General features: G+C 63.2%; 8 protein-coding genes. 3 read left to right on the top strand and 5 right to left on the bottom strand.

The window, feature by feature from the left end; all coding sequences use genetic code 11:
* Nucleotides 1-434 precede the first annotated feature (434 nt).
* Entirely contained in the window at nt 435-743 is a 309-nt protein-coding gene (locus tag M5G11_RS24905; RefSeq protein WP_273913540.1) for a hypothetical protein, read from the top strand.
* Between the two features lie 269 nt (nt 744-1,012).
* Here M5G11_RS24905 and M5G11_RS24900 read toward each other — a convergent pair whose 3' ends face one another.
* The 3 genes from M5G11_RS24900 to M5G11_RS24890 all read right to left on the bottom strand — a co-directional run bounded on the left by M5G11_RS24900 (nt 1,013) and on the right by M5G11_RS24890 (nt 3,653).
* The gene (locus M5G11_RS24900) at nt 1,013-1,879 is read right to left on the bottom strand and encodes a hypothetical protein (protein ID WP_273913539.1); all 867 of its coding nucleotides are present in this window, start codon (nt 1,877-1,879) and stop codon (nt 1,013-1,015) included.
* Nucleotides 1,876-2,559: a hypothetical protein gene (locus tag M5G11_RS24895; RefSeq protein WP_273913538.1), complete on the bottom strand. Its 684-nt coding sequence runs from the start codon at nt 2,557-2,559 to the stop codon at nt 1,876-1,878. Before M5G11_RS24895 ends, M5G11_RS24900 begins: the two co-directional genes overlap by 4 nt.
* A 101-nt stretch (nt 2,560-2,660) precedes the next feature.
* On the bottom strand, nt 2,661-3,653 hold the full coding sequence (locus M5G11_RS24890) for an alpha/beta fold hydrolase (RefSeq protein WP_273913537.1): 993 nt from the start codon (nt 3,651-3,653) through the stop codon (nt 2,661-2,663).
* Nucleotides 3,654-3,863: 210 nt separating this feature from the next.
* Between M5G11_RS24890 and M5G11_RS24885 the strand changes: the two genes are divergently transcribed.
* Both M5G11_RS24885 and metR read left to right on the top strand, forming a co-directional pair.
* Nucleotides 3,864-9,038, top strand: coding sequence for a dermonecrotic toxin domain-containing protein (locus M5G11_RS24885; protein ID WP_273913536.1), 5,175 nt, complete (start codon nt 3,864-3,866; stop codon nt 9,036-9,038).
* A 90-nt stretch (nt 9,039-9,128) separates the two neighbouring features.
* Nucleotides 9,129-10,046: a transcriptional regulator MetR gene (gene metR / locus M5G11_RS24880; RefSeq protein ID WP_273913535.1), complete on the top strand. Its 918-nt coding sequence runs from the start codon at nt 9,129-9,131 to the stop codon at nt 10,044-10,046.
* 3 nt (nt 10,047-10,049) lie between these two features.
* Here the strand turns inward: metR and M5G11_RS24875 are convergent, their stop codons facing one another.
* Nucleotides 10,050-10,688 carry a LysE family translocator gene (locus M5G11_RS24875; protein WP_273913534.1) on the bottom strand — a complete coding sequence of 213 codons (639 nt, stop codon included), beginning with the start codon at nt 10,686-10,688 and terminating at the stop codon, nt 10,050-10,052.
* A gap of 23 nt (nt 10,689-10,711) precedes the next feature.
* A complete protein-coding gene (locus M5G11_RS24870) occupies nt 10,712-11,125 on the bottom strand; it encodes an NUDIX hydrolase (protein ID WP_273913533.1) in 414 nt (137 codons plus the stop codon).
* Between the last annotated feature and the right edge of the window lie 122 nt (nt 11,126-11,247).

Raw genomic sequence — 11,247 nt, 5'->3', positions numbered from 1 at the left:
CCCGCCGTAAGGGCGGAAGAGGCCAAAAAGCCCAATAAATTCAATGGATAAGCTCACAAAAAACCCATCAAAAGCATCGCTGGCAAGGCCAGCTCCCACAAAGGCCATCAGTATTCCTACTGAAGAAACAGAAAGTGCCTACATAGCCACCCTAGGTCCTACGACGTATCCTACTCGATCTTCTGAAAAGTCCAGATTGCCGCCCATTCACCCTGCCAGTAGGCTCGGTGAGTCACTGAAAACTCAGTGATCGGGTTTGGCGATCCGGGTCAATTAGGAAGACATGTCATACGTTTATGGCAGTCTGCGCACGGGAGGGCTTCGGCCCTGCCGGGTTTTTTCCTTTCCTGGTTCGCCAACCCATGCGCAGCTGCCACCCAATCGTTTGGCGACGACCTGCTGGCAGTTTCACTTTTTAAAAAAGGAAATGTGCCATGACCCAAACTGTCCCCGGCCCACCGCTAGCCGACTGCTACACAACCCCCCACTCCATCGGCCACTGCCTCGAGCACGATGACATCTTCTGCGTCGCCCCCGGCATCAGCGCCGAAGACGCCCTCACGCATATCTCGCTGCTGCTCAAGTGCGCCAGCATCACCTGCAACCAGGCCATCGAGCTGGCCAGCGACCCGTCCCTGGGCTTCATGCAATGCACCCAGCAAACGGTGGAACTGGCTTATGGATTGGCCAACTCCCTGGCCGACAGCATCAGCAATCCCTCACCGCATCGCCCACCAGAGTAAACGCTGGCCCGCTGCTTGCCTTTACCCTGTAAAGCCCGCCTGGCCTGGGCTCGAGGCAATCGAGCACGGTCCAGGGGGCACACCTACCTTGTGGCGATACGCTCATTCACGTCGGACTGATGCCACCATGCCGAAAGTGTCCACCATGTCTGCGGTCTATACACGCCGTTAAAAGTGACCCGCCGTCAGGGCGCAAGGGGCCCTCAGCCCCTCGATCAAGCGTCCAGACACCACCTGCTCCGTCGGCAACGCCGGCTCTCACAGAGACTTCATTGCGCCGCTTGCAGCATCGCCACCGGCACGGCCTTGAGCGCGCCTTCGAGGTTGCGATAGCGGGTGTACTGGTCTGACGACGGCAACAACCGCCCCCGCTCCACCACACGTCGCCCGTCGAGCAGATAGCGCACCGTCTGCTCCCTGGCAGGCGACCCCGGCACCGGGTTGAGGTCGGCCGCCAGCACGCGCATCGACTCGTCAATGCACCCCTCCAGCACGGCATTGATCTTCTCCGGCTCCAGCCCGCCATCGTCCACGCAATGCTCGCCACAGCGCCGGAACGACAGGCTCTGCACTTCAATGCGTGCGCGATACAGCAACGAACCGCCAAGGTCCTGAAGCTCGACCTGGCTGACCAGCACAAAACTGCCACGGTCCGGGCTGATCATCACCTGCGGGTTGATCACCAACCGCGCGCTGATCGCGCCGGTGGACGGGCGCAGCCCGGCATTGTTGCTCGCCTCGTTGTAGCGCTGCTGCAAACGGCCGTTGTAGGGGTGGTCATCAAGAACCACCGCCATGTTCTGCGCCGCCTGCTTGGCATCGTGCTCGGCTTCACGCTCAAGCGCCGCACTGCCGATCTGGGTGTTGATCGCGCTGGCCAGCAACAGGCCCAGCGCGCCCCCACCCGAGGTGGCACTGTGGGCCAGCGAATGATTGGTTTCCCGCGCCTTTTCGGCTTGCTTGGGATCAATCATCAGGCTTGCATCGACCCAGCCCGTGGCCGGCACCTGGACCTCGACCCGCGCACCGTGCTCGTTCAGGTAGCGCAGCGCCGTCGGGTCATGGATATCCGCCGGGCGTGGCGCCTGCTGCGCACAACCACTCAGCAGCAGGGCCAGCAACACCCCACGCTTCATTGGGCAAACGGCGTGACGAGCAGTTGGCGGCTGTTGTCGAGCGCCTGATAGAAGGCATTCGACAGGTTGCTGTAGGCCGGCTGGTCCCACTCGCCCTGGGCAGGCTGGGTCACGGCGAAGGGTTTGAACCAGAGCAGGCGGCTGTCCTGCACGTCCACCAGAATGCCGCGCCCGGCAATGACCGGGATCGGATCGCTGGTCGGCACGATGCTGTAGTAGCTGCGGGTAGCGCCAGTGCTGTCGATGGCCAGTACCAGCAGCCGGTCGATGCCGTAGGTGGCTTTCAGGGCGCTGATGTCACGCTCCATGTAGCCTTCCTTGAAGGTGGTTTCCTTGTACTTGCTCAGGTCGACTTTCTCGTCGATGCGCTTGGCCTTGTAGCCCTTGGCTTCGAGCTTCTTGACGATGACGTCAGGCAGGGTATTGATGTCGGCCAGGTCCCAGGTGCTGACATGGTCGCTGAGCTTGCTGTTGATCCCGGTATTGATGGCCAGGTCGAGCAGCCCCTGGTTGCCGGTCAGCATCAGACGTGGTGCTGCAGTCTGGGTCATGGCGACCCCGATGACCTGGTTCTTGTCGTTCCAGAACTGCTGGTCGAACTCCACTGGCGGCTGATGGTTGGCACAGCCAGTAACGATCAGGCACAGCAACAGCACCGCATACCCACGCAAAAATTGCATCACTCATTTCCCTATGTTTGATTGAGACTGGCGTTGTATCGGCCAGTGCGCAGCAAACATAATGGCATTGAGACATCATTCTCAATATTTTTTGAACTGCCTCAGTAGACCGCCAGGTGCGTATCCGTCAGCCGCTGCGTTTGCAGGTACGGCAACACCGCCGCCAGCAGCGGCGCCTTGAACGGCTCCTGGAAGCGATGCGCCAACCCCGGGATCAGCCGCAACTGGCTGCCCTGGATATGCGCCGCCAAATGCACCCCATGCATCACTGGCAACAGCGGGTCTGCCGTGCCATGCACCACCAGTGTCGGCACGCGCAGCTTGTTCAGCAGCGCTACCCGGCTCGGCTCAGCCAGAATCGCCATGATCTGCCGCTTCACCCCTTCCGGGTTGAACGCCCGGTCATAGGCAGTTGCCGCCTGCTTCAACAGCTCCTGACGATCATCCGGAAACGCCGGGCTGCTCAGCGCCGCGAGCAGATCCGCCTGCTGCTCCAACGCCGCTTCACGACTTGGGGCACCACGCCGCGCCAACTGCTCGACCAACGCCGGGGCCGGCGCCGGTAATCCCACAGCCCCCGAACTGGACATGATCAACGTCAGGCTCTCGACCCGCTCCGGCGCCATGGCCGCCAGGTGCTGGGCAATCATCCCGCCCATGCTCACCCCCAGCACATGGAAGCGCTCGACGTGCAAGGCATCCATCAGGCCCAAGCCATCGTCTGCCATGTCGGTCAGGGTATAGGGCGCCGCCACCGGCAAGCCGAGCTTGTAGCGCAGCACTTCGAAGGTCAGGTTGGCGCCAGGCGGGGCCTGGGTCCAGGTCGACAGGCCGACATCGCGGTTGTCATAGCGAATCACCCGAAAACCCTGTTCGCACAAGGCCACCACCACTTCATCGGGCCAGTGGATCAGCTGCCCACCCAAGCCCATGACCAGCAACAAGGCCGGGTCACCGGTGCGCCCGATGCTCTGATAGGCCAGGCTGACCTGGGCCAGCTCCACCCGTTCGGTCGGCACGTTGACATCACAGCGCGACGCCGCAAAGGAAGACGATGCGCCAACCAGCGCCAGTAAAAACAAAAATGCCCGCATGAAAAAACACCAGAATGCAGATCCCCAGTAGAGCGCGAGTCTGATGAACTTCATGCCAGCGCGCTGCCACGGTTGCGTGACAATTTGATGAACCTCGCCCAACGGTAAGCCCGATACATATCTACAGCTCGGCCGATCCGGCCCTTCCCTCTAATGGCACGACCCGGTCGCCCCGTATGGCGGCCCCTGCTGCCACTGGAGACGACTGTCATGCCCAATACCCCCCAAGATGAACGCCTGCTGCGCTACGCCACCGACCTGTGCAACCAGAGCCGACAGGCGTTGCTGGCACTGATAGGCAATGCACCGGGTGCCCGCGCAACCATTGCCTCGATGTTGCAACTGAACTGGCAGCTCGACAGCGATCACGTCCTTTTTCGGTTCTTCGACCGTGCTGGCCGCCCCACAGCAAGTGTCAGCCTCAGCGAGGCCTGCGCCTTCGTCCATCAACAGCCCAGCTCTGCGCTGCTCGATACCAATGTTGAAGTGGAGGGACTACCGGCTGGCAACGCTCTGCTGAGTTTCACGCCCAGGGAGGTCTACGACTACCTCAAGGCGTTCGCCCCAGACGCCTACCTGCTCTCGCACTGGAAAGAGTACTGGATCGCCAGGGCACCAGGCACGGCGCTCGCCCGCAAGGCCCTGGCCCAGTATCACTACCGCCAGCACAACCGTGCGGCATGCCAGCTAGGGCTGCTCCCACTGATCGACGCAGAGGCCATTGACGCGGCATTCGAAGCCTGGATGAACACGTTGCAGCGCGACATGCTCACGGCCTTGAACAACAGCTTCGGCCAGGAGCTGGCAGACCACGGAGCGGCGTCACTCCTGGCCAGCGATCAGTTCGACCAGCAGCGCCGCAGCCAGATCGCGCTGGTAGAAGCACCGCTGTGGAGTGCCCCCGCCCCCGAGCCTGCACAACTGCTGCCGACCTTCGGCAGCCTCAGCTTGGATATCCCGCCCAGCCTGCGGCAAGCCTCGATTGCAAACCAACAAGCGGCCTTCGCGGCCTTGCTGGGCGAGGACTTTCAGGGCGATACCAACGACCCGCGCCTGCTCGCCTTGGCCAGCGAATTCCAGCGACTGCGCGCGGCGCAAGACGCCGCCTACGCGGCAGCCCAAGCGCTGGTACAGGCCAGTACCCCGCAAGACCTCTACGCCCTGCGCTATCGACCCAACGCCCACTACGACGCCCTGTACCGCGCACGCATCGAAGGCCTGCTTGCCGAAGGCCAACTGCAACGCACGCTGGCGCAACTCGACAGCCAGGAGCACGCGCTGCTGGTCGCCGCCCTGTCCAACCCCGGCGAAACGCCGCCAGCCAGCGTTGCAACGTTGACCCTCACGTTGCACAGCGAGGTCAGCCACAGCGAAGAACTGGCCGGCGCATTGCTCATCAGCCAAGGCCCGGTGCAACACACCAAAGGCAGCGTGCTGCTGTACTTGCCGGGCCGTGGCGCCGGCTTGCAGCGTTTCGCCTCTCGCGACGAACTCGAGCGCACGCTGTTCAAGCATCATTCCGACGATACCCAGGCGGCCATAACCTACGCGCCACTGGACAGCGAGCCGATGGAATACAGCCTGCAAAGCCAGCTATATCGCTGCGAGCAGGAAGCCAAGGCGCTGCTGCGCACTTACCCCACCGCCACCCACGCAGTGCAGCAGGCAGAGGCATTGCAGCAACTGATCGAACAAACCCGCGCCAGCCTGCTGGCCGCAGAAAACCCGGCCCGCGAGCAGGCCTACCGGCAACTGCTCGAACAGAACCAGAGCAGCCAACTGGCCGGGCACTTGCCCACCTGGCTCGCCACCCTGCCCACTCCCACCCGCCTGCGCCTGAAAACCCTGATCAATGCCTACATCACCGCCATGCAACTGGCCCACGACCAGCTGGAGCACGACCTGCCCCTGCGCGAGGACTTCAGTCGGGTACGGATCCAGCGCCAGCTACGCGAGGACTTTGCGGTTGAAGCGCCTTATGCGGTATTGATCGACGTGCCGGACGCGGTCAATTTGCAGAAGGAGATCATCAGCGGCGCCGGCACTGCGGGCACCCCGTTCAAGCTGGTGCCCGTGGCGAGCCAGGCCAGGACCACCCTTACCCTGGAAGCGCTGGCACAACTGAATATCGACGCGGACCTGCGCCAGCGCCTGACGTTCATGCGCGTCGACATCCAGGGTGGCAGCGTTGCCGGGCAAGCGGCCCTGCGCAACGGCATCGACAAAGCCTGGCTGATCAATACGGTGACGACCCTGGACCTGGCCCGCCAGTACGAGCAGTGCATCCGCGATGCCTTCATGGGCGCGGCGCAGGAATCCGAATTCAGCCGCGAATTTCGCCGAGAATGCCTGCTCGAACCCATTCGCCTGATGCTCCAGCTGCAAGGCGAATATGCCCGCGTACAACTGGAGCTGGACGACAGCGCTTACCAGATCCTCAACACTGCCATCGATGCGGCAAGCCGAGCGGCTTATCAGGTTGATGGTCGAGAAATCGAACTGCTGCCGGCCACCTTGACCAGCGGCGGGACCGACACCGACGGGCACGCCGTGACGCTGTCCGGAGTGACCTTCATCCACGAACGGCTCAGCGGCCAGACCCTGCTGTACCTGCCCGACGTACCGGACGGCAAATACCTGCGCCACTACTCCAGCCTTGAAGCCGCCCGCGAAGGGTTGTTCCGCCGCACCCTGGACAACGACATGATCCCCTACCTGGCCGGGCGCACCCTGCTCGGCGACCCCCAGGCGCATATCAGCCGGCTCAACCAGGCGCACTTGCAGCGCTTCGACAAGATCATCGGTGTCGGCCAGGCCTGGCCGGCCAGCACCTCGCTGGCCAACCACCTGCTCGATGCGCAAATGGGCCGGCTCATCGAGGCGCACCGCAGCAGCGCCCGCAGCAACGACGCGCTGTACCTGGACAACGCCGCGTTGCAACACGGGATGGTCTTCAACTACCTGAAGATGGCGCTCGGCATGCTGCCTTTCGTGGGTACCGCGATTGCGCTCTACGACGCCTGGGACGCCAGCAACCTGGCAGTGACCGCGTTTGTCCGCGGCCAGATCGGCCAGGGGCTGTACCAGCTCGAATCAGCATTGTGCTCGCTGCTGGATGCGGCGCTGGATCTATTGCCGGGGGTGCCGGTATCGCCTGTTTCGGCGCGCGCGATTGCCCGCCAGCGGCAATTGAGTACGTTGGGCACACTTGGGCGCAAGGCCCTCGCGCCGAGCATGCAACAGGCTCGGCGGGTGCTTGAGCGCTTCAGTGGCTACGAGTGCCTTGAACCCGTCGACCTACTGGGCTTGCAAGCGGCCAGCGAAGGCATTTACCGCGGCGTCTACCGCCATGCGCAAGGTGATTTCATCCTCTGCCAGGGCCGCCTCTACCAGGTCGAACTGCATGACAGCCCGCGCACCTGGCGGCTGAGCGGCACAGCGAGCAAAACCTACAAGCAGCCAATTGCACTGGATGAATCAGGACAATGGAACACCCATGGCGCGCTGTACGGCACGCTGGTGGACGGCGGGTTGGCGGGCGGTGGCAACACGGTTGGGCATCTGGCGGATGCGCTTGACCCGCTGTGGCCATTGGCAATCCGTGAGCGCCTGCCGCGCTGGTGGCGGGACCAGGCGCATCGACGCTTCCTGGCCTTGAAGAATGCATCAGTGTCGAAGGCCCAGCAGTTGTCCGCGCATCACGAGACCACCGTGGCCCTGCAGCGTCAGCATCTCACCCTAGACGGCTCGCCCCAGGGTGATGCGCTATTCGAAACAATCCGCAAGCGCTCACTGAAAGAACTGGCCATGGCCGAAACGGCGATCAGTGAACTGAACGAGCTGCTGCCCTTGACCAGCGGCAACAACCAAACGGCGTTCACTGGCCTGCGCGAGCGCATCGTGGACATCTATATCCAGCGTGCAGCCGAAAAACTGACGATAGACCAGATGGAGACCTCGAATTTCCTCGACCAGTTGGACGCCCTCAACCAGCAGCCCATGGAAACGCTTGCCGACTACCTGAGCGTGATGCAGCAGCGCAGGCACTTGACCCTTCGCGCGCTGGAAGCTGTTGAGGCACTGCAAGTGCAACGCGACCGTATCATGCAATGGTCGGACCTCGGCTTCGATAGCAACCTTCGCCAGAAAGTAAAAACGCGAGTCCGGCAAACCATCCGTTATGAAAACCCGAACATCCGCGACCTGTTGAAAACTGCCAATCTGCTGGAGCTGGTCAATCGCTACGATGCCATCAACGACCTGAGCTGGATCTACCTGGAGCACCCGCATCTACAACAGCGTCTGGAGGTCATTCGCGCCCTGGGGCATCAGCGCGATCTATCCGAAATCAATTCCAATGTGACGCAACGCCGCATCCTGCTGGATGACTGCATCCGCACCTATCAACAGTACCAACGCGCCCTCAATGCCTGGACGTCGGGCTACCCGGAGTTCTTCGACATGACCCAGGTAGTGGCGTTGCAGGAAGGCCTTGAACGGGCAACCGCCCTGGCTGAAGCGTGGCTGCGCAGAATGCCGCGACCTGAGCGACCTGCGCCCATTGAAGGCGTGGTGCCGCCTACCCGGCGCATCTTCGAACTTGAGGGGCAGGGATTGGTGATTGGCGAAGAAGTCACGGCCGGCCCGGCCCCGCGCTTCAGCACCACCGGACCACGCGGGCGCCAGGAAACCTACGAGCAAGCTGCCGACGGCCGCTGGCATCTACTGCAAGGCACTGATCGCATCACCCCCGATATCGTGGTCACCGATGTTCGCCGCCTGACCCGCGAAGCCCGGGCCCGGGTGCAGGCGTTGCCGGCCTACACCCGGCGCGCGCAGGGCTATGCACAGCAGGGCATGCAGCCGGTGGATCTGGAACAGCTGATGCTTAGTGAGGCAAACGAGCTTGACCTGCGGGCACAACGCATTGCCCAGCAAGACCCGCAGGCTGAAGTCATCGCTGTGCTCAACAGCCATGCCCACGGCTTGCGTGCCGAGGGCCGAGCCTTGCGCATTCGGCAAACGCTGACCAGCCAGACCCCGACCGAGGGCCATCTGGATTACCTGATCAGCCAGGAGAGCGTGGATATCGTCAAGACGGGCCCGCCGGTGCAACAGCCCAATCGACCCGATGGCCGCCGCGACTTCCTGCAAGAGTACGAGGTGCGTGACCTGAGCCAGAATCCACCCCAGCCACTGTGGTGGGCGCACTTCCATTACAACAAGGCGCAAGCGCCCTTCGCCGACTTCGAAAAGGCCCACCTGAAGCTACCGTCACAACGTTTTCTCGGCCTGCAGTGGCAACAGGCACAGGCCGAAGCGACGCCCATCTGGCGCGGCAACATCGGTCGACCTTTGGCCGAGCGATACTTCAGCACGCTGTAAACACCGGCAGCGTTGACGGCAGCGCGGGCAACATGAGACAAACTCAACATATCTTTGTTTATCTCAAAAAGTTCTCATGGAGCCCCCCCGGTGCTGGAAATTCGTCACCTGAAAACCCTGCATGCCCTGCGCGAAGCCGACAGCCTGGTTGAGGCTGCCGAGCGCCTGCACCTGACCCAGTCGGCGCTGTCCCATCAGTTCAAGGAACTGGAAGAGCGCCTGGGCATGCCGTTGTTCATGCGCAAGACCAAGCCGGTACGCTTTACCAGTGCCGGCCTGCGCCTGCTGCAACTGGCGGATGCCACCCTGCCGCTGCTGCGCGGGGCCGAGCGCGATATCGCCCGGCTGGCCGGCGGAACGGCTGGGCGGCTGCACATGGCAATCGAGTGCCACAGCTGCTTCCAGTGGCTGATGCCGACCATCGACCAGTTCCGCGACGCCTGGCCCGAAGTGGAGCTGGACCTGGCCTCGGGCTTTGCCTTCGCGCCACTGCCGGCACTGGCGCGCGGCGACCTGGACCTGGTGGTGACCTCCGACCCGGTGGATTTGGCCGGTATCACCTATGTGCCGCTGTTCACCTACGAAGCCATGCTGGCGGTGGCCAACCAGCATGCGCTGGCAAGCAAACCCTTCATCGTCCCGCAGGACCTGGCCACGGAAACCCTGATCACCTACCCGGTGGAGCGTGACCGCCTGGACATCTTCACCCGCTTCCTGGAGCCGGCCGATATCGAGCCTGCACAGGTGCGCACCTCGGAGCTGACGGTGATGATGATGCAACTGGTCGCCAGTGGCCGGGGGGTCTGCGGCATGCCGCATTGGGCGCTGCATGAGTACAGCTCGCGCGGTTACGTGAAGGGCAAGCGCCTGGGTGACAAGGGCCTGTTCGCCACCCTGTACGCCGCGGTGCGCACCGACATGCTCGATGCGCCGTACATGCGCGACTTCCTGCTGACCGCCAAGGACACTTCCTTCTCTACCCTCGACGGGGTCAGCGCGGTGCGTTGAGCCTCAGGCCAGCTTGCGCTGCTCCTGCACCAGGCGCAGCGCGAGGGCTGCCAGCACGAAGCCCATCACGTAGCGTTGCAGCACCAGCCACAGCGGGTAGCGCACGAACCAGCCAGCGATGCCCGCGGCGAACAGCGCGATCAGCAGGTTGACGCTGAAGCTCACGCCGATCTGGGTCAGGCCCAGGGCCAGGCTCTGCGCCAGCACCGAACCGTTTTCCGGGGAGATGAACTGCGGCAGGATCGACAGGTAGAACATCGCCACCTTGGGGTTCAGCACGCTGGTCAGAAAACCCATCAGCACCAGCTTGCGCGGTGAGTCTTCGGGCAGGTCGCGGGCTTCGAACGGCGAGCGCGCGCCGGGCTTGACCGCTTGCCAGGCCATCCACAGCAGGTAGGCGGCGCCGGCCCATTTCAGCAGGTCGTAACCCAGTGGCACGGCCATGAACAAGGCGGTCAGGCCGAGGGCGGCGGCGCTCATGTGCACCAGGAAGCCGCCCACTACCCCAAGCAACGAGGTGACGCCGGCCATGCGGCCCTGGCAGATCGAGCGCGAGATCAGGTAGATCATGTTCGGGCCTGGCGTCAGGACCATCAGCAAGGCGGCGCCGGTGAACAGCAGCCAGTCGTGAAGGGGGATCATCGTGCACTCCGTTGCAGGGGAAATCAGGCCGGGCGAACAGTAGACGCGCGGTACAGGGGCAGGATCAAGTCTCGCGTCAGCGGGGCCAGTTCCAGGTCGCCGAGGGCGTGGGGGTCGACCCAGATGGCTTCCTCGATTTCGGCGGCGGGGTGTACCTCGATGTCGATGTGCAGTTGGAACAGTTCGGCCTGGACTTCGAAACCGGGCTCGTTGGCGGCAGGGGCGCTGAACTGGCCGAGGTAGCGGGCCTGGTGCGGGTCGATGGCGAGGTTCAGCTCTTCACTGAGTTCGCGGGCCAGGGCGGCGATGGGTTGCTCCTGCGGCTCGATCTTGCCGCCGGGCTGCATGAACGCCAGGGTGCCGCGCTTGCGCACCAGCAGGGTGTGGCCGCGGGCATTGAGCAAGAGGGCGGCGGCGATACGGATGGTTTTGCTCATGGCAGGTTCCGGGGTTTTCGGGGTGGGCAAGGATCCCATTTTGCGGGAAGGCTGGCGAGCACAGGCTTATACCTCTGTCCCACAGCAACTGCCTTGCGCAGCTTTTGTAGATACCGTCTTGC

This window comes from Pseudomonas fontis (genome assembly GCF_028656955.1).
GTDB classification, from domain to species: Bacteria; Pseudomonadota; Gammaproteobacteria; order Pseudomonadales; family Pseudomonadaceae; genus Aquipseudomonas; species Aquipseudomonas fontis.
This window is presented reverse-complemented; position numbering and strand designations above follow the sequence as displayed.